This is a genomic window from Rhizomicrobium sp. (assembly GCA_037200385.1).
In the GTDB taxonomy this organism is placed as follows: Bacteria; Pseudomonadota; Alphaproteobacteria; order Micropepsales; family Micropepsaceae; genus Rhizomicrobium.
In genome coordinates, this window is record JBBCGL010000001.1 from 4477179 (window position 1) to 4502542 (window position 25364).

General features: G+C 66.8%; 23 protein-coding genes. 15 read left to right on the plus strand and 8 right to left on the minus strand.

Translation table 11 applies throughout. The features are described 5' to 3' along the window. The first annotated feature begins 2 nt into the window (after positions 1-2). Together WDM91_21560 and WDM91_21565 are read left to right on the plus strand one after the other, a co-directional pair. Positions 3-665 (plus strand): protein-L-isoaspartate(D-aspartate) O-methyltransferase, encoded by a 663-nt coding sequence (locus WDM91_21560; GenBank protein MEI9997198.1) that lies wholly within the window; start codon positions 3-5, stop codon positions 663-665. 16 nt (positions 666-681) lie between these two features. Beyond that, the gene (locus tag WDM91_21565) at positions 682-1386 is read left to right on the plus strand and encodes a M23 family metallopeptidase (protein MEI9997199.1); all 705 of its coding nucleotides are present in this window, start codon (positions 682-684) and stop codon (positions 1384-1386) included. Positions 1387-1493: 107 nt separating this feature from the next. Here the strand turns inward: WDM91_21565 and WDM91_21570 are convergent, their stop codons facing one another. Beyond that, positions 1494-2375, minus strand: a complete 882-nt coding sequence (locus tag WDM91_21570; protein MEI9997200.1) for an ATP-binding protein — start codon at positions 2373-2375, stop codon at positions 1494-1496. 117 nt (positions 2376-2492) lie between these two features. Here WDM91_21570 and yajC point away from each other — a divergent pair, with 117 nt between their 5' ends. The 4 genes from yajC to WDM91_21590 all read left to right on the plus strand — a co-directional run bounded on the left by yajC (position 2493) and on the right by WDM91_21590 (position 6040). Continuing rightward, positions 2493-2801 carry a preprotein translocase subunit YajC gene (gene yajC, locus WDM91_21575; GenBank protein ID MEI9997201.1) on the plus strand — a complete coding sequence of 103 codons (309 nt, stop codon included), beginning with the start codon at positions 2493-2495 and terminating at the stop codon, positions 2799-2801. A gap of 6 nt (positions 2802-2807) precedes the next feature. Next, positions 2808-4436, plus strand: coding sequence for a protein translocase subunit SecD (secD, locus tag WDM91_21580; protein MEI9997202.1), 1629 nt, complete (start codon positions 2808-2810; stop codon positions 4434-4436). A 92-nt stretch (positions 4437-4528) separates the two neighbouring features. Beyond that, complete coding sequence (locus WDM91_21585; protein MEI9997203.1) at positions 4529-5161, plus strand: urate hydroxylase PuuD; 633 nt, start codon at positions 4529-4531, stop codon at positions 5159-5161. 63 nt (positions 5162-5224) lie between these two features. Beyond that, positions 5225-6040 (plus strand): phytoene/squalene synthase family protein, encoded by an 816-nt coding sequence (locus tag WDM91_21590; GenBank protein ID MEI9997204.1) that lies wholly within the window; start codon positions 5225-5227, stop codon positions 6038-6040. Here the strand turns inward: WDM91_21590 and trmFO are convergent, their stop codons facing one another. Further along, positions 6041-7378, minus strand: coding sequence for a methylenetetrahydrofolate--tRNA-(uracil(54)-C(5))-methyltransferase (FADH(2)-oxidizing) TrmFO (gene trmFO / locus WDM91_21595; GenBank protein MEI9997205.1), 1338 nt, complete (start codon positions 7376-7378; stop codon positions 6041-6043). Between the two features lie 73 nt (positions 7379-7451). On the opposite strand from trmFO, the gene WDM91_21600 reads away from it, so the two are divergent. Then, entirely contained in the window at positions 7452-8915 is a 1464-nt protein-coding gene (locus tag WDM91_21600; GenBank protein MEI9997206.1) for a class I SAM-dependent methyltransferase, read from the plus strand. Here the strand turns inward: WDM91_21600 and WDM91_21605 are convergent. Genes WDM91_21605 through WDM91_21615 form a run of 3 tightly spaced genes read right to left on the minus strand, consistent with a single transcriptional unit; the run spans position 8905 to position 12199 of the window. After that, the gene (locus WDM91_21605; protein MEI9997207.1) at positions 8905-9330 is read right to left on the minus strand and encodes a hypothetical protein; all 426 of its coding nucleotides are present in this window, start codon (positions 9328-9330) and stop codon (positions 8905-8907) included. The genes WDM91_21600 and WDM91_21605 overlap by 11 nt on opposite strands. 2 nt (positions 9331-9332) lie before the next feature. Next, positions 9333-10766 (minus strand): amidase family protein, encoded by a 1434-nt coding sequence (locus WDM91_21610; GenBank protein ID MEI9997208.1) that lies wholly within the window; start codon positions 10764-10766, stop codon positions 9333-9335. Between the two features lie 2 nt (positions 10767-10768). Beyond that, complete coding sequence (locus WDM91_21615) at positions 10769-12199, minus strand: amidase family protein (GenBank protein ID MEI9997209.1); 1431 nt, start codon at positions 12197-12199, stop codon at positions 10769-10771. Between the two features lie 145 nt (positions 12200-12344). Here WDM91_21615 and WDM91_21620 point away from each other — a divergent pair, with 145 nt between their 5' ends. The 5 genes from WDM91_21620 to WDM91_21640 all read left to right on the plus strand — a co-directional run bounded on the left by WDM91_21620 (position 12345) and on the right by WDM91_21640 (position 17989). Beyond that, entirely contained in the window at positions 12345-13283 is a 939-nt protein-coding gene (locus WDM91_21620; GenBank protein MEI9997210.1) for a hypothetical protein, read from the plus strand. Continuing rightward, a complete protein-coding gene (locus tag WDM91_21625; protein MEI9997211.1) occupies positions 13280-14173 on the plus strand; it encodes a hypothetical protein in 894 nt (297 codons plus the stop codon). Before WDM91_21620 ends, WDM91_21625 begins: the two co-directional genes overlap by 4 nt. 35 nt (positions 14174-14208) lie before the next feature. Next, on the plus strand, positions 14209-15432 hold the full coding sequence (locus tag WDM91_21630) for a TCR/Tet family MFS transporter (GenBank protein MEI9997212.1): 1224 nt from the start codon (positions 14209-14211) through the stop codon (positions 15430-15432). Positions 15433-15521: 89 nt separating this feature from the next. Continuing rightward, positions 15522-16907, plus strand: a complete 1386-nt coding sequence (locus WDM91_21635) for a hypothetical protein (protein MEI9997213.1) — start codon at positions 15522-15524, stop codon at positions 16905-16907. A gap of 224 nt (positions 16908-17131) precedes the next feature. Beyond that, a complete protein-coding gene (locus WDM91_21640; GenBank protein MEI9997214.1) occupies positions 17132-17989 on the plus strand; it encodes a sulfotransferase domain-containing protein in 858 nt (285 codons plus the stop codon). Between the two features lie 12 nt (positions 17990-18001). Here WDM91_21640 and uvrA read toward each other — a convergent pair whose 3' ends face one another. The 3 genes from uvrA to WDM91_21655 all read right to left on the minus strand — a co-directional run bounded on the left by uvrA (position 18002) and on the right by WDM91_21655 (position 23032). Continuing rightward, on the minus strand, positions 18002-20893 hold the full coding sequence (uvrA, locus tag WDM91_21645; protein ID MEI9997215.1) for an excinuclease ABC subunit UvrA: 2892 nt from the start codon (positions 20891-20893) through the stop codon (positions 18002-18004). 257 nt (positions 20894-21150) lie between these two features. Then, on the minus strand, positions 21151-22575 hold the full coding sequence (locus tag WDM91_21650; protein MEI9997216.1) for an FAD-binding oxidoreductase: 1425 nt from the start codon (positions 22573-22575) through the stop codon (positions 21151-21153). 22 nt (positions 22576-22597) lie between these two features. Then, positions 22598-23032 (minus strand): NUDIX domain-containing protein, encoded by a 435-nt coding sequence (locus tag WDM91_21655; protein MEI9997217.1) that lies wholly within the window; start codon positions 23030-23032, stop codon positions 22598-22600. 125 nt (positions 23033-23157) lie between these two features. Between WDM91_21655 and ssb the strand changes: the two genes are divergently transcribed. Genes ssb through WDM91_21670 form a run of 3 tightly spaced genes read left to right on the plus strand, consistent with a single transcriptional unit; the run spans position 23158 to position 25359 of the window. Next, positions 23158-23601: a single-stranded DNA-binding protein gene (gene ssb, locus WDM91_21660; GenBank protein ID MEI9997218.1), complete on the plus strand. Its 444-nt coding sequence runs from the start codon at positions 23158-23160 to the stop codon at positions 23599-23601. A 12-nt stretch (positions 23602-23613) separates the two neighbouring features. Further along, positions 23614-24240 (plus strand): hypothetical protein, encoded by a 627-nt coding sequence (locus WDM91_21665; protein ID MEI9997219.1) that lies wholly within the window; start codon positions 23614-23616, stop codon positions 24238-24240. 57 nt (positions 24241-24297) lie between these two features. Next, a complete protein-coding gene (locus WDM91_21670) occupies positions 24298-25359 on the plus strand; it encodes an acyltransferase (GenBank protein ID MEI9997220.1) in 1062 nt (353 codons plus the stop codon). Positions 25360-25364 lie beyond the last annotated feature (5 nt).

Sequence of the window (25364 nt, forward strand, 5' to 3'; positions counted from 1 at the left end):
CGATGACCGTCGACCCGCGCCGGATCCAGCTCATCATGGAATTGCGCGGCCAGGGTATTTTCGACCCGCGCGTGCTGGACGCGATCGAGCGCACGCCGCGCGACGCCTTCGTCGACGAGCCGCTGCAATACGCGGCCTTCAACAACACGGCGCTGCCCATCGCCTGCGGCCAGACCATCAGCCAGCCCTTCGTCGTCGCCTATATGACGCAGCAGCTCGACGTGCAGCCGGGCCACCGCGTGCTCGAGATCGGCACCGGCTCCGGCTACCAGGCCGCGGTGCTCGCGCCGCTGTGCCGCCGCGTCTACACGGTCGAACGGCACAAGCCTTTGCTGGCGCAGGCGCAGAGCCGCTTCAAGGCGCTCGGCCTGCACAACATCGCGACAAGGCATGGCGACGGCTTCGCAGGCTGGGCCGAACAGGCGCCGTTCGACCGCATCATCCTGTCGGCGGCGGCCGAACGCGTGCCGTTAATCCTTATCGAACAGTTAAAGCCGGGCGGAATCCTCGTTGCGCCTGTAGGGGGTGTCCCGGATTCGGACAGTTCCGCGCCGTTGGAAAGGTTTTCGCAACGTTTGACGAAGATGATCCGCACCGGGACAGGCATGACGGAAGAAGTCCTCATCCCTGTCGTCTTCGTCCCGATGCTGTCGGGCCTACCGTGAGGTTGCGAGAACGCATATGGATCGGATTTCCTGCAAGGGCGCCTTGGCCGCCGCCGTTCTTCTCTCTGCCGGCCTGCTGAGCGGCTGCGTCGCCGACAGTCCGCGCACCCAGCTCGACTGGTACCCGGCGTCCGATCACCACGCGCCGCGCAGCCGCATCGCCACCGCCGCGCCGCCGGCCCCGCGCCGCGTCCATCGTGCGCCGGTGCAGCGCGTCGCGCTCGATTGCCCGGTACCGAAGGCCAAACCCAATTCGACGCCCGCCTGGTACAACGCCGCGAACAATCCGGCGCCGGCGGTCCAGCCCGTGACCTACGCGCCGCCGGCCGGCGCGCTGGCCTTCGGCTGGCCGCTCGCCGGCACGGTCGTTGCCGACTACGGCAGCAATGTCAGCGGCGAGCGCAATGCCGGCATCGACATCGCCGCGCCGGTCGGCACACCGATCCATGCCGCCGCCTCCGGCCAGATCAGCTATGCCGGCAACGAGCTGCGCGGCTACGGCAATCTCGTGCTGATCAAGCATGACGACGGCTATGTCACCGCCTACGCCCATGCCGACCGCATCACGGTCAACCGCGGCGACCATGTGGAGAAGGGCCAGGTCATCGGCTATTCCGGCCAGACCGGCGACGTGACGAGCCCGCAGCTCCATTTCGAGATCCGCAAGGGCGTGCAGCCGGTCAACCCGCGCAGCCTGCTGGCTGCGTCGCGCGCGAGCTAACATCCTTCGAGGCCCGCCTGCGGCGGGCGTCTCAGGATGACGTTTGGATGAAATCGTCATCCTGAGGCGCTCCGCGAAGCGGAGCCTCGAAGGATGGCAACTCGATCCTAAAGCGTCTTCCCCAGCTCGCCGCCCAGGTCCTGGATGAACTGCCAGGCGACGCGGCCCGAGCGGGCGCCGCGTCCCGCCGCCCAGGCGAGGGCGCGCCGGTAGAGCTCGTTCTTCTCCAGCATCAATCCGTAATGCGCGGCATAGCCGTCGATCATCGCGAGATACTCGTCCTGCCCGCAATTGTGGAAGCCGAGCCACAGGCCGAAACGGTCCGAGAGCGACACCTTCTCTTCGACCGCTTCCGAGGGATTGATCGCGGTGGAACGCTCATTGTCCATCATGTCGCGCGGCATCAGATGGCGCCGGTTGGAGGTCGCGTAGAACAGCACGTTCTCCGGCCGCCCCTCGAGCCCGCCTTCCAGCGCCGCCTTCAGCGATTTGTAGCTGGTGTCGTCGCGGTCGAAGGACAGGTCGTCGCAATAGAGCAGATAGCGCCGGCCGTCGCCGCGCAGCAGGCGCAGGAGCTGCGGCAGGCTGCCGATCTCCTCGCGGTGGATTTCGACCAGCACGAGCCGCGCCTTGCCTTTCAGTCCGCGATTGACCTCGGCATGCGCCGCCTTCACCAGCGAGCTCTTGCCCATGCCGCGCGCGCCCCACAGAAGCGCGTTGTTGGCGGGCAGGCCGTGCGCGAAGCGCCGCGTGTTCTCCAGAAGGGTGTCGCGCGACGCCTCGATGCCCTTCAGCAGCGACAGCGGCATGGCGGCGACATGCGCCACCGCCATCAGCCCGCCATGGCCCGGCTCCCAGACGAAGGCGTCGCCGCCGGCGGGCGCCGCGGCCGCGAGCGCGCCCGGTGCCAGCCGCTCCAGCGCCGCGGCGATCCGCTTCAGCGTCGCGCCGTCACCGGCGCCGGAAACAGGTTTTCGAGGCTTGGGCATCCGCTAAGGCCTTGTTTTCTCATGGTTGCAAAGGAGGGCCGCACCGCTATATTCGCGCCCGAAAAACCGCGCAAGCGTGAGCCCGGCTCGCGCGGGCCAAACTCCTTCGGACACCTGATGCAAGATTTCCTCGCCAATCCGCTCAGCATGCTCATTCTGATCGCGCCGGTCATCTATTTCCTGGTCCTGCGCCCTCAGCAGCAGCAGGCCAAGCAGCATCGCGCGGCGATCGACAATCTGCGCCGCGGCGACACGGTGGTGACCGCGGGCGGTGTGATCGGCCGCGTCGTGAAGGCCCCGGTCAAGGAAGACGCCGAAGTGACGGTCGAGATCGCCGACAATGTGCAGATCAAGGTGGTCAAGACGACGCTCGCCGAGATCCGTGCCAAGTCGCAGCCGGTCGACACCAAGTCGGACAAGAGCTGACGCGCGATGCTGCAGGTCTCCAACTGGGTCCGCATTCTCGTATCCGTCATCGTGCTGGCGGGCATCGCCATCGCGCTGCCGAACGCGCTGCCCGCCTCCGTGCGCGCCCATATCCCGTCCTGGCTGCCCAAGCAGACCGTGGCGCTCGGCCTCGACCTGCAGGGCGGCTCCTACCTCCTGCTGGAGGTCCAGACAGACGTCGTCATCAAGGACAAGCTGGAATCGCTGACCGGCGACATCCGCCGCGCCATGCGCAAGGCGCACCCGCAGATCGCCTATGTCTTCACGCCCGTGACCGGCGATTCCATCGCCGTGCGGATCACCGATCCCAAGCGCCGCGACGAGGCCAAGACGCTGATCCAGGCGCTCAATCCCTATGCCAGCGGCGGCCTGCTGTCGGTCGGCGCCCGGGCCTATGATTTCTCCGACGACGGACAGGGTCTCTACACCCTGCACATGACCGACACCTACAAGGCGCAGACCGAGCGGGACGTCGTGGCCCAGTCGATCGAGATCGTGCGCAAGCGCGTCGACCCGACCGGCACGCGCGAGATGACGCTGGAGCGCGAAGGCGACAACCGCATCGTTCTGCAGGTGCCCGGTCTCAGCGATCCGCAAGGCCTGATCCGGCTGCTCGGCAAGACCGCCAAGATGAGCTTCCAGCTGGTCGACGAAGCTGCCGACCGCAACGAGGCGTCGCACCGGTCGCCGCCGCTGGGCGACGAGGTCCTGCCGCTGGCGGCGGACAAGAACGGCGTCCGCTCCGGCCTCACGATCGTGGTCGAGAAGCGCGTCATCGTCGCGGGCGACCGCCTGACCTCCGCCAAGCAGGGCTTCGACCAGAACAACGAGCCGGTGGTGGAATTCCGCTTCGACAGCGTCGGCGCCAAGGAGTTCGGCGACGTCACCAAGGCCTATCCGGGCGGCACGCAGCGCTTCGCGATCGTGCTCGACAAGGAGATCATCTCGGCGCCGTCCATCCGGGAGCCGATCCTGGGCGGCTCGGGCCAGATCAGCGGCTCCTTCAGCATCCAGAGCGCCAGCGACCTGTCGCAGCTGCTGAGCGCCGGCGCGCTGCCCGCGCCGCTCAAGGTCGTCGCGCAAAGCACCGTCGGTCCCGAGCTCGGCGGCGACCAGATCAAGGCGGGCCGGCTGTCCGCGTTGGCCGGCCTGCTCCTGGTCGCGCTGTTCATGGTGCTGCGCTACGGCCTGTTCGGCCTGTTCGCCAATGTCGCGCTGGTCCTCAACATCGTGCTGCTGCTGGCGATGCTCACATTGATGGGCGCCACCCTGACCCTGCCGGGAATCGCCGGCATCGTGCTCACCATGGGCATGGCGGTCGACGCCAACGTGCTGATCTTCGAGCGCATCCGCGAAGAACAGCGCAACGGCCGCAGCATGCTGGCCTCGATCGACCAGGGCTTCCAGCGGGCGCGGACGACCATCACCGACGCCAACTCGACCCATGTGATTGCCGCCCTGATCCTGTTCGAGCTCGGGTCCGGACCGGTCCGCGGCTTCGCGGTGACGCTCGGCCTCGGCATCGCGACCTCGTTCTTCACCGCCGTCATGGTGACGCGCCTGATCGTCATCGCCTGGCTGAACATCCGGCGTCCCAAGCGGCTGACCATCTAGCCCTGGGCGCCGGATCACCCTGCGGAGAAAAGGGCTGAAAACCCCGCGGGAACCGCCTAGAGTCCGGCCAGACTCATAGGGGAGGATGGTCCATGGCGGCCTTTTTCGGGAATTTGCGCAATGTCGTGATCGCGGGCTTCGTGCTGGCGGTCCTCGTGTTCGTGCTGCATTGGAAACTGGCCGGCGCGACGTTCAGCCCGGCGGCGACCGAGCTGTTCACCATCCGCTGGCTGCACGTCATCTGCGGCGTGATGTGGATCGGCCTGCTGTGGTATTTCAACTTCGTCTCGACGCCGACCATGCCGAAGATCCCGCCGGAGCTGAAGCCGGCGCTCGGCAAGTTCATCACGCCGGCCGCGCTGTTCTGGTTCCGCTGGGCGGCGATGGGCACGATCGTGCTGGGCATCATCCTCGCCTGGCGCAACGGCTACCTCGTCCAGGCCTACACGCTCGACGCGGTCGACCCGGCGGGCGCCTTCGGCGACGAGAAGAGCATCATCATCGGCATCGGCATGTGGCTGGGCACGATCATGTGGTTCAACGTCTGGTTCGTGATCTGGCCGAACCAGCAGAAGGCGCTGAACATCGCCAATGCCTATCCCGACCTCGCCCAGCCGGCGAAGGACGCTTCGGCCAAGACCGCCGGCCTGTTCAGCCGCATCAACACGTTGCTTTCCATCCCCATGCTGTTCTGCATGGTGGGTGCAACGCATCTCTTCGCCTGACGGCGGGCCGAGATCGGAAGCGAGCCGCCGGAGCGATCCGGCGGCTTCTTCGTTGCTGAACCGATGACCGCCGTCGCCCAGCTCGTCCGCCGTGCCGATCCCGACCGCTATCTCGCGACGCTGTTCGCGCCGGCGGACAAGCGGCCGTTGCTGCTCGCGCTCTACGCCTTCAATGTGGAGATCGCGCGCGTCGCCGATACGGTGCGCGAGCCGATGATGGGCGAGATCCGGCTCGAATGGTGGCGCGAGACGCTGGCCGGGGCGCGCCAGGGCATGCCGCGCAACCACGACGTCGCGCGGGCGCTGACCGATCTGTTCCTCGCCGTCGACCTGCCGGCCGAACCGTTCGAGGCGATGCTCGCGGCCCGCGCGTTCGATTCCGCGGCCGAGATCTTCGCGGACCGCGCCGCGGTCGAGGCCTATTGCGATGCGACCTCGGGCAACCTGATGCGCCTCGCGGCCGGCATTCTGGGCCGGCCGGACGACGCCTTGGCGCGCGCGGGCGGGACGGCCTATGCGCTGGCCGGAATCCTGCGTTCGCTTCCGCATCACGCGGCCCGCCACAAGAGCTTCCTGCCCGAGAGCCTTCTGAACGCTGTCGACCTGACGAAGGAACAGCTTTTCCACGGCCATGAGCGCGCCAAGGTCAAGGCCGTCGTCGCGCAGATGGCGCTCTGGGCGCGCGAGCATCTCGCCAAGGCCCGCGCGCTGCGCCAGCCGCGCGCCGAATTGGCGGCCTATCTGCCGGCTTCGCTGACCGGGCTCTTCCTGCGGCGCGTGACAAAGCGCGGGTTCGATCCGCTCGCGCATTCGCCGGACGTTGCGGTCCACCGCCGCCAGATGCGATTGCTGGCCGCGGCGGTGCGCGGCCGGGTCTGACTATTCCGCCGCGACCTTGGCATGGCCGAGCCAGGCCTCGAGATCGGCGATGGCGCGGTGCGACTGCGCCTTCTTGCGTTCCTTGCCGCGGGTCTTCGGCGGCGGTTCCGGGAACATGCCGAAATTGACGTTCATGGGCTGGAAGGTTTTGGCGTCCGCGCCGCCCGTGATGTGGCCGAGCAGGGCACCGAGCGCCGTCGTGTTCGGCGGAGGCTGGACGTCGCGGCCCGCCAGCTCGCCGCTCGCAAAGCGGCCCGCGAGCAGGCCGATGGCGGCGCTTTCGACATAGCCCTCGACGCCCGTCACCTGTCCCGCGAAGCGCAGCGACGGCCGCGCCTTCAGGCGCAATTGCGCGTCCAGCAGGCGCGGCGAGTTGATGAAGGTGTTGCGATGCAGCCCGCCCAGCCGCGCGAAGGTCGCGTTCTGCAGGCCCGGGATCATCCGGAAGATGCGCGTCTGCTCGCCATGCTTGAGCTTGGTCTGGAAGCCCACCATGTTCCACAGCGTGCCGAGCGCGTTGTCCTGGCGCAACTGCACCACCGCGTAGGCGCGATGCGGCGTGCGCGGATCCTGCAGGCCCACCGGCTTCATCGGCCCGAAGCGCAGCGTTTCCGGCCCGCGCGATGCCATGACCTCGATCGGCAGGCAGCCTTCGAAATAGGGCGTGGTCTTTTCCCAGTCCTTGAAATCGGTCTTCTCGCCCGCCAGCAGCGCGGCGATGAAGGCCTCATAGTCGTCGCGGCTCATCGGGCAATTCACATAGTCGGCGCCGTCGCCCTTGTCGTAGCGCGATTGCATCCAGCAGATGTCGAAATCGATGCTCTCGCGATTCACGATTGGCGCGATGGCGTCGAAGAAGGACAGCGCATCCTCTCCGGTGAGGCTGCGCACCGCCTCGGCCAGCGGCGGCGAGGTGAGCGGTCCCGTCGCGATGATCGTGGACCGCCACGCCTCGGGCGGCAGCCCTGCGATCTCCTCGCGCGCGATCGCGATGTTGGGATGAGCTTCGAGCAGGCGCGTGACGGTCTGCGAGAACGGCACCCGGTCCACCGCCAGCGCGCCGCCCGCCGGCAGGCGGTGCGCGTCGGCGGCGCGCATGATCAGCGAGCCGGCGCGCCGCATCTCCTCGTGCAGCAGCCCGACCGCATTGTTCTCCCAATCGTCGGAACGGAAGGAATTGGAGCACACCAGTTCGGCCAGCCCGTCGGTGATATGCGCCTCGGTGCCGCGTACCGGGCGCATCTCGTGCAGGACCACGCTTGTGCCGCTTTCGGCCGCCTGCCAGGCCGCCTCGCTGCCGGCCAGTCCGCCGCCGATGATGTGGAGTTCGCTCGTCATGCGGGCCTGATACACGAAACCGGGCGCCGGCGTCGACCTTGTTGCTCCGTTCCGGCCGGGCGACAGTGTTCCCATGTCGCCGAAACCGCCGCTCCACGCCGCAGCACTGGCCCATTGGGATGGCGGCCGCCTCGACCTGGCGCTGGTCGACGCCTGGGCGTTTTACGCCGCGGCGCCGGACGCGGTGGACGCCAAGGCACTGCTCGCGGACCTGCTCCATGCCGGGCCGCAATTTGCGCTTCCGTCGCAGCGAGCAGGCCTGCTGGGCCTGGTGCGCGATCCGTCCGTCAATCCCGCATCTGTCGCGCGCGCCGGGTGGCATGCCGCGCAGACCGATCCCGCCTTCGACGCGGCCGAACTGCCTGCGCTTGCCGCCATCGTCGCACGCGATGACCTTGTCCAAGCGCTTCTGGAAGAAACCCCCGTCACGACGCTCGCCGTCGAGCACAGGCTGACCGCGCTGCGCCGCTGGCTTCTGCTCGGCGGGCACGCGGCGGATTTTCCGCGGGCCGTGCAGGCGCTGGTCCGGCAAGCCGGACACAATGGCGGCGCCTGGCTGTTCGATGAACAAGAGCGCGCCTGTCTTGCGGCGGCGTCCGGCACGCCTCTCGCGGGCGCCTATATCGTTCCGCGGCTCGCTGCGGCGACCGGTGGCGGCTTCGCGGATTCGACGACCGTCGCCGTCGCCGATCAGTACGAGCGATGGCCCTATCCGCAGTGGAGCCGCGTCACGCGCCGCGCGCCGACGCCGCTGGCCGCCGTCATCCGCCGCGTCGATCCCGAAGGCCCCGACACCATTCCGGCGAATCCGTCCATCCTGGTCGCGGGTTGTGGCACCGGCCGGGAAATCGCCCTGCTGGCGGCGCGTCATCCCGAATCGCGGATCACGGCCATCGACCTCAGTTCGCACAGCCTCGGCTATGCCGGCGATCGCCTGGCGCAGGCCGGCTGGCACGGCATCGAGCTGATCCGGATGGACCTCCACGCCGTTGCCGCGCTCGGACGGCGGTTCGATTACATCTCCTGCAGCGGCGTGCTGCATCATCTGCCCGATCCGGAGGCGGGCTGGGCGGCCCTGGCCGGGGTGCTGGAGCCCGGCGGCGTGATGCACATCATGGTCTACAGCCGGATCGCGCGGCTGCGCGTCCAGGCGATGCGCCGATCGTTCGCCGACCTGCTGGACCGTTCGCTGGACGACGATCTCCTGCGCGAGGCGCGGCGCCGCACCATGGAAAAAGGCGCCATGCGCTCGCTCGCCTCCGTCGATTTTTTCACGCTCGCCGGCGTGCACGACCTGCTGCTGCACCGGCATGAAGACCCGTTCGACGTGCCGCGCATCGGCCGTGCTCTCGACGCGCTTGGCCTGGAACTGCTCGGTTTCGATCTGCCCAATCGCGCTCGCCGCGCCAGCTACCGCGCCGCGCATCCGCACGATCTGCACTTTCGTGACCGTTCCGCCTGGGCGGCGCTCGAGCGCAGCAATCCGACCCTGTTCGCGGGCATGTACGGTTTCTGGTGCCGCAAGCCTATTCGTTGATGTTCTGATAGGCGGTGAGCCGCCAGGCGCCGTTGCGCTGGGCAAAGATGAATTCGTTGCCGTTGCAGTCCGCCACCCAGGCGCCGGCGCCCAGCTCCTTGCCGTCGAGCTGGCGTGCCGGCGGCGCGGTCGCGATGCATTTGAGGACGTCCGGATCGCCGCCGCCGAACAGGATCGCGAAATAGTCGCCGTTCTTCAGGAACGCTGCCTCGCTCAGGGTCGGCGGGGAGCCGTAATTGTCGAGCGTCAGCGGGAATGCGATCAGCGCGGCGACGCCCTTGCGGTCATGCGCCGCCGCCGCCCGGGCCAGCGCCTGGCGTACAGCATCGAGCGCCGGCGGCGGTTTCAGCGGACCGGCCGCCAGCGCGCCGCCCCATGCGACGGCGAACGCGGCGAACAGGGCGACCGCTTTCACGCTCAATTCCAGATCGGCGGCTTGCGCCCGATCCAGGGCTGCGCCTGTTCGAGCTGCGCCGCGAGGCGGAACAGCGTCGCTTCGTCGGCATAGCGGCCGCTGAACATCATCGCGAGCGGCAGCCCGTCGGTGGACAGGCCCATCGGCACCGACATCGAAGGCTGGCCCGTGAGATTGGCGAGCGGCGTCGGCCCGAAGGTCTGGCCCTGGCGGCGATTGAACTCGCGCGCCCGCACCATGGTGGGGTCGAGGAAGCCGAGCGGCGGCGGCGGCGTGATCTGGATCGGCTGCAGCAGCACGTCGAATTCGCGATAGAGCGCGAGGATCTCGCGGCCGATCAGCCGGATCGTCTGCAGGCCCCAGGCGGCGTCCTTGGCGCTCAATTCCTTCGCGCCGCGATAGCCGATCAGCGCCAGCCATTCGAGCGTCGTTTCGTTGAGCTCGCGGCCCATCTTCTGGGCCCAGTCCTCGTAACCGACGACCGCCATCGCGCCGGAGACGAAGCCCTGTGCCTTGTAAAGCTTGCGCAGATTGGGTCCCAGCACCGGCTTTTCGATCATGGTATGCCCCAGTTCGCCGAGCAGCTTCACCGTCGCCTCGAACGTGGCCTGCACCTCGGGGTGCAGCGGCGTGTCCTGGATCGTCTGGTTGCAGTAGGCGATGCGCAGCCTTCCCGGCGGCGTCTCGAGCTCCTCCGTGTAGAGCCGCGTCTTCGGCGGCGGCGCATAGGGCGCGTCGTCCTCCGGCGTGCCGGTCCAGTCGAGCATCGCGGCACTGTCGCGCACCGTCCGGCTCACGATGTGGTCGCAGATCAGGCCATGCGCCCGGCCGCGGTCGTCCGGCCCGCCGGGATTGCGGAATTGCGTCGGCTTGATGCCGAACAGGCCGCATTGCGCCGCCGGGATGCGGATCGAGCCCAGCCCATCCGAAGCATGCGCCATCGGCACGATGCCGCTCGCCACCGCCGCCGCCGCGCCGCCCGACGAGCCGCCGGTGCTGTGGTCCGGATTCCACGGATTGTGGCAATTGCCGAGGAAGCGGCCCTCGGTCGTGCCGGGGATGCCGAACTCCGGCGTGTTGGTCTTGCCCGCCAGCACCATGCCGGCGGCGCGGTAGCGCCTGGTCAGCTCGGAATCGGCGGCGGAGACATAGCCCTGGAGCAGGGCGCTGCCATTCGTCATCGGCCAGCCCGCGACCTCCATCGAGATGTCCTTGATCAGGAACGGCACGCCCTTGAACGGTCCGTCGGGCAGCTTGCCCTTGGCGACCGCGCGCGCCTCGTCATAGGCCTTGTAGACCACCGCGTTGAGCGTCGGATTGTGCTTCTCGATCCGCGCGATCGCTTCATCCAGGAGCTCGAGCGGCGTGACCTCGCCCTTGCGCACCAGATGCGCCAGCCCCAGGCCGTCGTAATCGGCGTATTGCGGAAACCCCATGCTCAGATCCTCACTTGCGAATAGCGATGCGCCCAGGGCGCGGCCTTTTCCAGTTCGGCGGCGAGCTTGAGCAGCGTCATCTCGCCGCCGGCCCGCGCGGTGAACTGCACGCCGATCGGCAGGCCGTCCTTGCTCCAGTTGAGCGGCAGGTTGATGCCCGGTGTGCCGGTGGCGTTCTGCATCGAAGTGAACGGCACATAGCCGAAATTGGGCGCGAAGCCCTTCTGCACGTCGGTCTCGTCGATGTCGATCGTGCCGAGCTTCATCGGCGGCCGGCCCAGCGTCGCGGTGAGCCAGCAATCATGGGTCTCGTGCCATTTCGCGATCACCCGGCCCGCCCGCATCATCGTCTGGCGCGCCTCGGTCAGCTGCACCGCGCTCACCGTCTTGCCCATCTCATAAAGCCCCCAGGTCAGGCCCTCGACAAGCTGCAGCGAGGGCGCGAGACCGGTCATCCGCTCGAGCATCGCGAGGCCATAGGCGACATTCGCCGACCAGATGGTCGAGAACGCTCCGACCAGCTCGCTGGCGTTGACCGGTGGATCGGTTACCTCGACATGATGACCGAGACTCTCGCACAGCTTGGCCGTCCTCTTGACCGCGGCGGTGACCTCCGGATCGTGCGGCGTGCCGTTCATCATCTTCGTGCTGACCGCGATCCGAAGGCGCTTGCCCTTGCGCTTGATGCCCTCGAGATAGGAACCCTCCGGCGGTGGTGCCCAATAGGGATCGCCATAATCGATGCCGCACAGCGCATCGAGCGCTGCGGCGGTGTCGCGCACGCTCCTGGTCACCACGCCGTCCATGGAAAGCCCGCTGGTGGCATCGGCCGCTTCGGGCCCTTGGCTGATCCGGCCGCGCGTCGATTTCAGCCCGACAAGGCCGCAGGCCGAGGCGGGAATGCGGATCGAGCCGCCGCCGTCGGTGGCATGGGCGATGGGGACGATTCCGGCGGCGACGGCCGCGGCCGAGCCGCCGGACGATCCACCCGTCGAATGCTCCCGATTCCACGGATTGCGCGCTGGGCCGTATAGCCGGCTTTCCGTCGTCGGCAGGATGCCGAACTCCGGTACATTGGTCTTGCCGAAGGGGATGAGCCCCGCGGCCTTGAAGCGCGTGACGGTGCCCGACTCCACCGTCGCCGCCACGGCGGGGACATAGCGCGAGCCCGAGCGGGTCGGCCAGCCGACGACATTGGCGCGCATGTCCTTGAGCAGCATCGGGACGCCGGCGAACACGCCTTTGGCCGGCTTGCCCTTCGCCGCAGTCCGCGCACCGTCATAGTCGGCGAAGACGATGGCGTTGAGCGCGGGGTTGAGCGTCTCGGCACGGGCGATCGCCGTTTCCATGACTTCGGCGGGCTTGATTTTCTTGGCCTTGATCAGTGCCGCCAGGCCCAGCGCGTCATAGGACGCATACGCTTCGAACTCCATCCAACCCTCGTCTGCCGCCTCGATCCGACCTTAGCCGAGCCGTCGCGAATATGTCACGGCGCCGCTTCGCGGCATTGCAGCATGGCTGTCAATTGCCGAGCGGATACGCGCGCCCTAGTATCGCTCCACTGCGCGGGGGAAAGCCATGAAGATTCCATTCGAAAACACGATATCCAGTGCCTACCGATTTGCCTTTTCGAACATCCTCTCGATCATCGGCATCGCCTGGTTTCCCTATCTGATCCTGTCGGCTGCCGTCGGTGCCTTGCTCTATCGGATGTGGCCTGTCTTCATCGCTTTCATGAACGCCGCGGATGCCGCCAAGGCTGCCGGCAAGAGGCCGGATCCCGCGGAGATACAGGCCTTCATGGTTTCTTTTTTCGGCAGCTACGCGCTGGTCGTGCCGCTGGTGCTCCTGATGACGGCGATGGTGGTTGTCGGCATGATGCGCAAGGCGCTCGGGCTGCATCCGCGACCCGTCTTCATTTTCTTTTCGCTCGGCGGCCAGGTCTGGCGCCTCATCGGCGCCTATTGTCTGCTCTTCATCATGGCGTATGGCGGCGCAATCCTTGCCGTCCTCCTGGTCGCCATCGCAGCAGCGCTGCTCAACGGCGTTTCGCAGCAAGCTTCCATCATTACGGCGGTCGTACTCGGTATCGTCGCGGCGCTCGCCTACATCTATAGCTTCGTCCGTTTGTATTTTTTCCTTCCTGCTGTCGTCGTGGCCGAGAACCGGATCGGTCTTGGGCGATCCTGGCAACTCGGCGGCGGCAATTTCTGGCGCATCGTCGGCACGGTCCTGCTGGTGACCTTGCCGCTCGCCTTGGTCACATCCGTCGTGCTCCCCTCGATCCTGCAGATTTTCGTCGTCACGGATCTGGGATCCCTGCCGTCGCATCCGGAATCCGCGCAGAAGACGCTGGAGGATATGTTGCGGATGGTCGGAAAGGTCCTGCCGATTTTTGTGGCTCTCCAGCTCATCCAGTCCATTCTGACGACTGCGCTCAATGTCGGCGCCGCGGCAGCCGCTTACAGATCCGTGACCGGTTACGGCGAGAGCGGCGCGCCAGAGGTCGCCGCATGAACAAACTTCCGGTCGGCGCCACCATCCGGTTCGCCTATGGCTTCACCTTCGGCGAGATCGGGACGGTCATCGGCCTGCTCTGGATTCCGACGCTGATCCAGGCGGTCGCGAGCTTCTTCGTGTTGCGCGCCTATTATCCCGTGCTGGCGCAAGCGCTGGAGACCGGCGGCCTGCCCACGGGGCCGGCGGCGCTCTTGCCGCTGCCGTTTTTCTTCCTGTCGCTGCTGGTCTTCGCGATGAACGGTGCGGCGCTCACGCGACAGATCCTCGGCTTGCGCGAGGGCAGTGCGCTCGCCTATTTCTCGCTCGGCTGGACCGAGCTGAAGATCTTCGCGGGATATATCGCCATCTACGTCCTGGCGATGCTGTTTCTTCTTTTTCTGGGCCTGGCTACGGGCGTGCTCGCGGTCGTCGCCGCGCGGTCCGGCGCTGCATCGCTGCTGGGCTCGGTTTCGCTGCTGCTATGGCTGGTCGGGCTTTTCGCGCTGGTCTTCGCGGTCATTCGGCTCAGCTTTCTGCTGATTCCCGCGGTTCTGGGCGGAGCCGACATCGGGCTCATCCGCAGCTGGCAACTGACCGAAGGCAATTTCTGGCGGATACTCCTGATCGGGGTGGCCTGCGTCGTCCCGCTCTTCGTCGCGCTGGACATCGCCAACGCGGTCATCCTCGGGCCGGGCGCGCCGGCAGGCGGTCCGCCTCCCGCTACGATGGCTGACCTCCTTCGCCAATTCGCAGCCGATCTGCGCAGCACACTGCCGCACATGCCCGTGCTCGCCGGCATCGGCCTGGTCGCGGCGCCGCTGACGTCGAGTCTCATGATTGCGCCCGCGGCCTTCGCCTATCGGGCGCTGTCGGGCAAGGTCGTGACTTCGTCGCGTGAGGTGGAATGATCGCGGCGGAGTAGCCGCATTGGGAAGCATCGAGATTGCGCAACATCCGTCTGGTTCTCGTCCTGGCCGTCGTCTTCATCGACATGCTGGGGGTCGGGCTCGCCTATCCCATCCTGCCGCGGCTGGTGGAGCAATTTCAGCACGGCAGCGTGTCGAACGCATCCTATGTGTTCGGTCTCCTCGTATCGCTTTATGCCATCGCGCAGTTCGTCTTCGCGCCGCTGCTCGGCGCATTGTCGGACAGCTATGGCCGGCGGCCGGTCATTCTCGCCTCGCTGGCGGGCTCCGCGCTGACCTATCTTCTGATGGCCGTCGCGCCGGGACTTTTCGTGCTGGCGCTGGCACGCGTCCTCGCCGGGGTCATGGGCGGCTCCTTTACGACGGCAGGCGCCTATCTTGCCGACATCACGCCGCCCGAGAAGCGCTCCCAGAGCTTCGGCTTGATCGGTGCGGCCTTCGGCGTCGGATTCATCACCGGTCCGGTGCTGGGCGGCCTGCTCGGGGGCATCGACCTGCGCCTGCCTTTCGTCGTCGCGGGGCTGCTCTGCGCCGCCAATCTGGCCTTCGGGCTTTTCGCTCTGCCCGAATCCTTGGCGCCGGAGCACCGCAGGGGATTCTCGTTCGCGCGCGCCAATCCGGTCGGTGCCCTGCGCGAGATCGGGCGCTATCCCTCGATCTATCCGCTGCTGGCCATCTTCGTGCTCGCGACCTTCGCCAATCGCGTCTCCGAGATGATCTGGGTGCTCTACACCGGCTATCGCTTCCACTGGAATTCGACGGAGATCGGCATCTCGCTCGCGCTCTTCGGCGTCGCCTTCGTCGTGGGCCAAGGCTGGTTTACCCGCGTGCTCATTCCGCGCATCGGGGAGCGCCGTGCCATCCTGATCGGCCTGGGCGTCAGCATATTGGTGAGCATCGGCTATGGCGCCGCCGACCGGGGCTGGATGGTCTATTGCCTCATGCCGCTCGTGATCAGCGGCTGGACCGTGGCGCAACCTGCGGTTCAAGGACTGATGTCACGTGCCGTCCCGGCCGACGAACAAGGACTGCTTCAAGGGGCGATGGCAAGCATCGTAAACTTGACCAGCATCGGCGGTCCGCTGATTTGGACCAGCCTGTTCGGCTATTTTGTCAGCCCCGCCGCGCCCTTCATCCTGCCCGGCATGGCATTCTACATCTCCGCCGCGATATTTTTCATCGCGCTTGTCATGGCCCTGCACTGGCAGCGGGCGGCGTCGCCCGAACCTGCCGTTGCATAAATGCCAGCCGGAACTGTCTTATCGAGTTCACGCTCCTGCTGTAAGGTCAACGCCGGGTTAACCGAGCGTATTCGGGGTTGGGGGATCAGATGAGCAGAGTACCGGTCGGCGGTAGCATCGCGCACGCCTACGAGTTTCTCTTCGGCCGTTTCTTTCAGATCATCGGAACGGCTTGGCTGCCGGCGCTGATCTACGGTGCAGCCTACTACGTCATGCTGCAGAACCGGCATGCCTGGATGCCGGTCCATGGCGCCGACGCCGGTGCGATCGCCGGCGCCGTGGGAACGGCGCTGGCCGGCGCGTTGTTCTTCCTCCTGATCCGCTCGGTGATCGGCATTTCGCTGACCCAGGAAGCGCTCGGCGTGCGCAAGGACCTGACGCTGGCGCATTTCGTCGTCGGGCCGCGCGAGCTGCGCCTGTTCTTCGGCTATATCCGCTTCGAGTTGCTGTTCATCGTGCTCTATCTGGGCATTCTCGGCGTGTGCTTCGGCGTGCTCTTCGCGGCGAAGGCCTTCGGCGCGAAGCTGGCGCCCAATCTGGCGCTGCACGGTGTGCCGATCGCGACGGTGGCGGCGATCGCGTTTTCAGTCGTCCTGCTGATCTGGTTCGCGCTGTCGATGCTGCGTCTGGCGTTCCTCCTGGCCCCTGTCGCGTCGGCCGAGCATCGCACGCGCCTGTCGCGCGCCTGGGAGATCACGCGGGGCAGCACGCTGCGCATCCTCTTCGTCCTCATCGGCACCTTCCTGCCGGTGGCGATCGCCGCGGGCGTGGCGGGCTACTACCTCCTCGGTCCGGCCGACGTCGCTGCCCTGCTGCAGGCCCTGCACAAGGCCAAGGCCGCCGATCATCCGCAGCTCATCCAGCAGTTCCTCTCGGGCCACGCCGTCCTGCTGGCCGGCTTCACCACCGTTCTCGCCATCATCAACGGCGCCTTGCTGGCGGGCGCGTCGGCTGCGGCCTACCGCACCGTGACCGGTCATGAGGATCCCGAACCCGAAGACGACTCTGCGCTTGTCGCACCTTTGCTGGCGCCGGTCGCCGCCGAGGAAGAGCCGCTGCCGACCGTGCCCGACCACAACCATGGCCATGACAGCCATGACCATCACGAAGATCATGGACATCACAAGGATCATGGCCACCATGAAGAGGATCATGGCGGTCACGGTCATGACGACCATGGTCATGGCGAGCACGGACATCACGGACATGATGACCATGGCGCGAAAGACGGCCATGCGCATGACGAAGACGACGACGAGGACGACACGGGCGACGATCAGGACGGGCACGGCCATGGCGCCCAGGAGACGCATGGTCATTCCGGTCATGGCGACCATGGGTCGAGCGACCATGGCGATCACGGACACGGGAGCCATGATGATCACGGCCATGGCGGGCACGACGATCACGGTCATCATGGTGGCGGCCACGACGATCACAGCGGCCATGGGCATCACCACGCAAGCGCGGCCTGACATGCATTGAGTTCCTCTGGCCGGCCCATGCGTTGCGGCCGGCCACTTCGCGCCCGCGCGCGGACGCGCAAACATGAATTTGCCGTCATGCGCGGCGGGCCGGCCATCCCAACTTGTCACGGCGCAAAACCGTCATACATCCTGCGACAAATGGCGGACCTGTAACTGGTGCCGCTGCAGCGAACGCTCCGATAACGGCCGGCGACCGCAGCCGGAGCGCCTTCATGTCCCAGGATCTCGACGCGCAGGCCATCACCGCGGTGTTTCTGCTTCCCGGCAGCGACGGTGCTTTCGAGCCCGAACAGGCGGCCTATCTCAGGACGCTCGGCGCCCGCCGGCCCTCCGTCCTGCTCGCCTTCGCCCCCAAGGCCGCAGGGACCTTCCTGCGGACGGCGGCGATCTATGCGGTCGACGGCCAGTTGACGCGCGTGGTCCATGCCCAGGGCGGGCGCGACGGCACGCCTTACCTGCCGGTCTATGTGCTCTATCTCGCCGGCGGCTTTCCGGACAGCACGCTGGTGACCCATGTCCATATGCAGGCCCTGCCGGCGAACCGCCACTTCCTCGAAGCGCTGGGACTCAAGCCCGTCATCATGCTGCGCGACGTGCCCGACATGCTCACATCCTATCTCGACATGCTCGCGGCCGAGCCGGCCTCTCCGAGCCATTGGCTGAACGCCGCCATCCCGCCCGACTTCGCGCGGCTGAGCGATGCGACCAAGGCCGACTTCATGATCGACACGATCCTGCCCTGGTATGCGAGCTACTTCGCGACCTGGCTGGACTATGTGCACCGGGCGCCGGACCGCGTCTGCGTGCTGCGCTACAGCGACCTGCAGCGCGACCCGTCGGGCGTATTGCACAGGCTCCTGGCGCATTCCGGATTGCCGCGCTCGGAGGATATGTGCGAGCTCGCGATCGCGGCGGCGTGGAAGGACAAGCAGGACTATCGCTTCAACCGCGGCGAGGAAGGCCGCGGCCGCGCGCGGCTGAACGCACGCCAGCTGGCCCGGATCGAGCAGCTGCTGTTCGGCTATTACGACCTGGAGGCGTGGCGCCGGGAGCTGATGCCCAACGGCTAGAGGGCAACCGGTCTATTCCGCCGCCTTTAGCCTCTTCGCCGTCACCTTCTCCGGCACGCGGTTCTTCAGCAGCGGCTTGAGATACTGCCCGGTATAGCTCCGCGCCACCTTCGCCACCTCTTCCGGTGTGCCTTGCGCCACCACTTCGCCGCCGCCGTCGCCGCCTTCCGGCCCGAGGTCGATGATCCAGTCGGCGGTCTTGATGACCTCGAGGTTGTGCTCGATCACCACCACCGTGTTGCCGTTGTCGACCAGCTCATGCAGCACCTCCAGCAGCTTCTTCACGTCGTGGAAGTGCAGGCCGGTGGTCGGCTCGTCGAGGATGTAGAGCGTCCGCCCCGTCGCGCGGCGCGACAATTCCTTGCTCAGCTTCACGCGCTGCGCCTCGCCGCCCGACAGGGTCGTCGCCTGCTGTCCGACATTGACGTAGCCCAGTCCGACGCGCTTGAGCGTCTCCATCTTCTCCGCGATCGACGGCACCGCCTTGAACAGGTCGGCGGCCGCCTCCACCGTCATGTCGAGCACGTCGGCGATGGAGTGGTCGCGGAATTTCACCTCCAGCGTCTCGCGATTGTAGCGCTTGCCCTTGCAGACGTCGCACTGGACATAAACGTCGGGCAGGAAGTGCATCTCGATCTTGATCACGCCGTCGCCCTGGCACGCCTCGCAGCGTCCGCCCTTCACGTTGAACGAGAAGCGCCCGGGCTGGTAGCCACGCGCTTTCGCCTCCGGCAGCTCGGTGAACCAGTCGCGGATCGGCGTGAAGGCGCCGGTATAGGTCGCGGGGTTCGAGCGCGGCGTGCGCCCGATCGGGCTCTGGTCGATATCGATCACCTTGTCGAGATATTCGAGGCCCTCGATCCGGTCGTAGGGCGCGGGATGCTCGCGGCCCTGGTTCAGCTTGCGCGAGGCCGCCTTGAACAGCGTCTCGATGGTCAACGTCGACTTGCCGCCGCCCGACACGCCGGTGACGCAGGTCAGCGTGCCCAGCGGAATGTCCACCGACACGTTCTTGAGGTTGTTGCCCTTGGCGCCGACGACCTTGAGCCAGCGATTGTGCACCGATTTGCGCCGCGTTGCCGGCACGGGAATCTGCTCGATGCCGGTCAGGTATTTGCCCGTCAGGCTCTTGGGCGAGCGCATGATGTCGGCCGGCGTGCCTTCGGCGATGATCTCGCCGCCATGGATGCCGGCGCCCGGGCCCATGTCGATCACGTGATCGGCCTGGCGGATCGCGTCCTCGTCATGCTCGACAACCAGCACGGTGTTGCCCATGTCGCGCAGGCCCTTGAGCGACTCCAGAAGCTTGGCGTTGTCGCGCTGGTGCAGCCCGATGCTCGGCTCGTCGAGCACATAGAGCACGCCCGTCAGCCCCGAGCCGATCTGCGACGCCAGCCGGATACGCTGGCTCTCCCCGCCCGACAGCGTGCCCGAGGCGCGCGCCAGGGTGAGGTAATCGAGCCCCACATTGTTGAGGAATTTCAGCCGCGCCCGGATTTCCTTCAAGATGCGCGCCGCGATCTCGTTCTGCTGCTTGTTCAGCGTCTTGTCGATGTCGCGGAACCAGCCGTCGGCATTGCGGATCGACTGCGCGCAGACCTGGCTGATATGCAGCCCGCCGATCTTCACCGCCAGCGCCTCGGGCTTCAGCCGCGCGCCCTTGCACACGTCGCAGGGGCTGGTGTCCTGATAGCGCTCGAACTCCTCGCGCACCCAGGCCGAGTCGGTCTCCTTGAAGCGGCGCTGCATGTTCGGGATCACGCCCTCGAACGCCTTCTTGGTCTCATAGCGGCGCAGGCCGTCGTCATAGATGAACTTGATCTCGTCCTCGCCCGAGCCGTGCAGCACGATCTCCCGCGCTTTCTTCGGCAGGTCTTCCCAAGCCTCGTTGAGCGAGAACTTGTAGTGCCGCGCCAGCGCCTCCAGCGTCTGCAGGTAATAGGGCGACGAGCCCTTCGACCACGGCGCGATCGCGCCCTTGCGCAGGGTCAGGCTTCCATCCGGCACGATCAGCGCGGGATCGAAATAGAGCTGGGTGCCCAGCCCGTCGCAGGCCGGGCAGGCGCCGTGCGGGTTGTTGAACGAGAACAGCCGCGGCTCGATCTCCGGGATCGTGAACCCCGACACCGGGCAGGCGAATTTCGACGACATCAGGAGCTGGCGCGCCGAACCGTCCTTCTCCTTCTCGTCGGCGTATTCCGCGATGATCAATCCGTCCGCGATGCCGAGCGCGGTCTCGATGGAATCCGGCAAGCGATTGCCCAGGTCCTTCTTCACCGCGATGCGGTCGACCACCACCTCGATGTCGTGCTTGAGCTTCTTGTCGAGCGCCGGCACCGCGCCGATCTCGTAATATTTCCCGTCCACCTTGACGCGCTGGAAGCCCTTCTTCTGCAGCTCGGCGAATTCCTTGCGGTACTCGCCCTTGCGCCCGCGCACCATCGGCGCCAGCAGATAAAGCCGCGTGCCCTCCGGCAGCGCCAGGATCCGGTCCGCCATCTGGCTGACGGTCTGGCTCTCGATGGGCAGCCCGGTCGCCGGCGAATAGGGCACGCCGACGCGCGCGAACAGAAGGCGCAGATAGTCGTAGATCTCCGTGACGGTGCCGACCGTCGAGCGCGGATTGCGCGAGGTCGTCTTCTGCTCGATGGAGATCGCCGGGGACAGGCCCTCGATATGGTCGACGTCCGGCTTCTGCATCAGCTCAAGGAATTGCCGTGCATAGGCCGACAGCGACTCGACATAGCGCCGCTGCCCCTCGGCATAGATCGTGTCGAACGCGAGGCTCGACTTGCCGGAACCCGAAAGCCCCGTCAGCACGGTCAGCGTGTCGCGCGGAATCTCGACGTCGACGTTTTTCAGGTTGTGTTCGCGGGCGCCGCGGATGGAGATGTTCTTGAGCATCGAATGTCGAAACCTTCGTCGAAACGCGCACTTTGGCCGCCGGGCCCGAACCCCGCAACCGCGTGCCTGTCATGATCCCCTGGAGTTTCCGCGTTTCCAATGCATTGGCGGACCCGCCTATCTGGTGACGGAACCGGCAAACCACAAGGCGGCCATGGCCGGGAATCGTCTGGAACGTAACAAGAACGATATGGTCAGGCAATTGTCTGCCAGCGTAACAGGCCACGCGCCGGAATTTGGCAGCAGTGCGCTTCGCGTCAGGTCACGCTTTGGGCATGATGGAAAACGTTGCCCGGATCGGCTTTGGCCTTGATCCGGCGCAGGCGCGGCAGGTTCTGGCGCCAATAGGCCTGCTGCCAGTCGGCAAGGTCGAGATCGCAATAGTTCACATAGGACCCGCCCGACCAGGGCCGCATGGCGGCGTAGAGCCTGCGGATGTCGGCGAGGCGGCGCTCGCCCGCGGCGGTGCTTCCCCAGCTTGTATAGTACTGGATGCAGAACTCGGTGCCCGCGCGATAGGCGAAGGCGGTGGCATCGTCCGGGGTCCGGGCCACCGCGCCGCCATAGGCGTCGCAGATCGCGATCACCTCGCCGGCCGGCAGGGCTGCCAGTCCGCCGATCAGCGCTTCGATCCCGCCATTGTCGAGCGGTCTGGTGATGTAGTCGGATTTTCCTTTCGAGAACTGCGAGTCGTAGTCCCAGGTCCCGGCGAAATGATTCACCGCCGCGAGGAACGGCATGCTCGTGACGACCGGACCGTCGACCGGCCTTGCCGTGGCGGTGAGCGCGCCGAGCTCGCGGCGCAGCGCGGCGACCGCGCCGCTCGACTGGCCCGCGATGTGCAGCGCGATGCGGCCGTCACGGCGCTTCGCGATCTTGAAGATCCCGGTGATGGTGTCGGGCGCGCGCGGCGCCCAGTCCTGCCACGCGCCGAACAGCGCGACGGCCTGCGGCACGTTGAGCGCCCAGCTCGCATGGAAGACCGCCAGCGGGCCGATCGGCGCGATCCGGAACTGCAGCCGCGTCGCCGCGCCGAAGGTGCCGCCGCCGCCGCCCCGGCTGGCCCAGAACAGGTCGCTGTTGCGCTCGGCATCGGCCGTTAGCGTCTTGCCGTTCGGGTCCACGAGATCGATCGCGGTCAGCGCATCGCAGGCGAGGCCTCGGCTCCGTGCGATCAGCCCGAAGCCGCCGCCCATGGTGTGGCCGGCGATGCCCACGGTCGGACAGGAGCCGCCGGGAAACGCAAAGCCGCGCGGCCCCACGAAGCGATAGATGTCGCCCAGCGCGGTTCCCGCGCCGACCGACAAGGTGCTTGTCTTCGCATCGAACGCGATGTCCTTCATCGGCCGGGTGTCGATCACCACGCCGGCGCTCTGCGAGAAGCCCTCGAAGCAATGCCCGCCGCTGCGCAGTGCAAAAGGCAGGTTCTTGACGCGCACCCAGTCCAGCGCCTGCGCCACGCCACGCGCGCTCTTGGTCAGGATGCGCAAGGCCGGCTTCTGCTCGGTGCGCAAATTGTAGGCGGGCAGGGTGGCGGCATAAAGCGCGCTGCCCGGAAGCGCGAACGCGGCATCTTCCGGCGCGATGTTGGGAAGCGCGGCCAGCGGCGCCGCGCGCCCGCCCCGCAGGATCGCGGGCGCCGCCAATAAGGCGGCGGTGAAATGTCGTCTGCTGATCGTCATGGCCGTGGCGGTGTTCGTGCTCTTAAGGCACCGCGTGCAGCGGCAGGACATGATCGCGTGTCAACGGCGCCAACACCAGCGCCGATGCGGCCGATGGTGCGATCCAGACGAGCTCTTCGATCTCGGCGGCCGGTTGCACATCGGCATCGATATCGATGCGAAAAATCTCCGCTTCGACAGTCCATCCGGGTTCGTGTGCGGCCGGCGCGCGGAAACATCCCAGATAACGGGCCTGTGACGGCATCACCGCAAGGCTCAGCTCCTCGCGCAACTCGCGCAGCAGGGCGGCAAGCGGCGCTTCGCCCGTCTCGATCTTCCCGCCCGGTTGCATGAAGGCGGATGTGCCGCGCTTGCGGACCAGAAGTGTGTGCCCGCCTGGCCTGCAAAGAAGCGCGGCGGCGATGCGGATCGTCGGGTCGGGACTCGGCATCATGGCCGTAGAATAGCGAAGTTGCATCGGAACAAACCATGAACTATAATGCTCCACAGGAGCCGGGGCCTGCGCCGGTGGTTCTTCGCGGCGGCGGAGTTTAGGTTCGCGGCGGATGTGATGAGCTAAGAAAGCTAGATAGGAGACGGGTCATGGCGGGCAGCGTTAACAAGGTCATTCTGGTCGGAAATCTGGGCAAGGACCCGGAAACCCGCCGCATGCAGAGCGGCGATCCGGTCGTGAACCTTTCGATCGCCACCTCGGAGACCTGGCGCGACAAATCGAGCGGCGAGCGCAAGGAGAAGACCGAGTGGCACCGCGTCGTGATCTTCAACAAGAACCTCGCCGAGGTCGCGGAGAAATATCTGCGCAAGGGTTCCAAGGTCTATGTGGAGGGCTCATTGCAGACCCGCAAATGGACCGACAAGGACGGGCAGGAGAAGTACTCGACCGAAGTCGTGCTGCAGAATTTCCGCGGCGAGCTCACGATGCTCGATACCCGCGGTGAGGGCGGTAGCGGCGGCGGCCGGGTGGGCACGAGCGAGGCGCCGGCCGCGTTCCAGCGCGAAGAGATGGACGACGAGATTCCGTTCTGATCTGGTCTGCGCATGCGGCTCGCCATCGGGTTTCTCGCACTGCTCGCCTTGGCGGGATGCGCTACATCGTCCGGCGAGCCGGCGGCGGCGTTCGTCAACCCTGAAGTGGCGCATGCCTATATCGCCTTGCAGGGGCGGAGCTATGTGCTGCTGGAAAGCCGTGGCGCCGCCTTCCTTATCGCCCCGGGTATCGCGGTCACCAATGCTCATAACGCCGATTTCATGGGCAATATCGCGATCATCGGCCGGTCGCGCGATTACGATCTGCTGTTCTTCCGCGCCGACCGCGCCGCCGCGCCGATTTACGGCCGGCCCTCGGTCGGCGAGCCCGTGATCGCCTACGGCCAGGGTGCGCATGGCGAAGTGCGCGAGGCCAAGGGCGTGGTCCGCCAATTGAATGCGCCGGTCGAGGCGCGCTGCGCGACCTGCTCGATCCAGGGCGCCTTCATCTTCGAGGGCGATGCCGGGCCGGGCTTCAGCGGCGGGCCGGTGGTCGATGCAGCGAACGGTCAAATTGTCGGTGTCACCTTCGGCTATCTCGATACCGGCGGCCATCGCATGATGTATGCTTATCCGATGAGCCGCGTCCGCAACGAACTGGCCGCGATCGAAGGCAAGGTTCCAGAGGCCATCGAATGACACGCAGCCCTACGGGTGGCTGGGACGTTATGGCTCGGCTCGTTTAGATCGCACCGCATGACGGCATCGCACCACAAGCCCATCGCCCCGGCCGGCGCATCGAGCGCCCTCAGCCTGTTCCGCTTCTCGCTCGCCCTCATGGTGCTCGCGGAACATCTTGCGGGCGTCGAACCGCCGCAGACCGGCCGCCTCGCGGTGGAGGCGTTCTTCTGCATCAGCGGCTTCCTGATCACCATGGTCGCGACGACACGCTATGCGGACCGTCCCGGCGCGTTCCTCGCCAACCGCTTCCTGCGTATCTATCCGACCTATTGGGCCTGTCTCGCCGTCGGCCTGGTCGTGGTGATGACGATTCCATCCAGCCCTGTGCTGCACCCTTCGCTGGTGCTGCCGGACACTGCGGCCGACTGGTCCGCCAACATCGCGGTCTTCGGCCTCACGCAGCAGACCGCGAGTCGGATCCTGCCTGCCGCCTGGTCGCTGCATACCGAACTCTGGTTCTATCTGGTGATCGGTCTGCTGACCGCGGCGCGGCCAAGGCTGACCTTCCTGCTGCTGCCGGTGTCGCTGCTTCTTTCGGCCTATTGCGCCTTCTGGTGGTCGCCGCTCTCGTTCTACGGCACGCCGCTCGGCAATGGCGATGCGTTCTTCATCGGCTCGGCGGTGTTCCTGCTGCGCGAGCGGCTGCAGCCGCGCCGTCCTCTCGTCGTCGCGGCGCTCGGCCTCGCCCTGTTCGAATTCCTCGCCTGGGGGCCGTTCGTCTACTCGCAGACGCTGAACGAATTCCTCGGCGCGCCCGCCGCCGCGATCTTCCTCATCGGGCTCTGGAATGCGCCGCTGGACGACGTGTTGCGGCCGTGGCGGCCGCTCGCGACCCAGCTCGGCCGGCTGTCCTATCCCTTGTTCCTGCTGCATTGGCCGCTTGGCGCCTTTGCGATCGCGCTGACCGGCTGGCATCAGAGCCCGCGCCTCGCCCTCGTCGCGGGCGCGATGTCGCTGGCCGTTTCGCTGCTGGTCCTGCGCTTCATCGAGGATCCGCTCGTTCGCGTCCGCGCCTCCATCCGCCGGCCGCAGCCCGAGCCCATCCCGGCGGAGGCCGCGTCCGGGATCGGCGACTGAGCGCG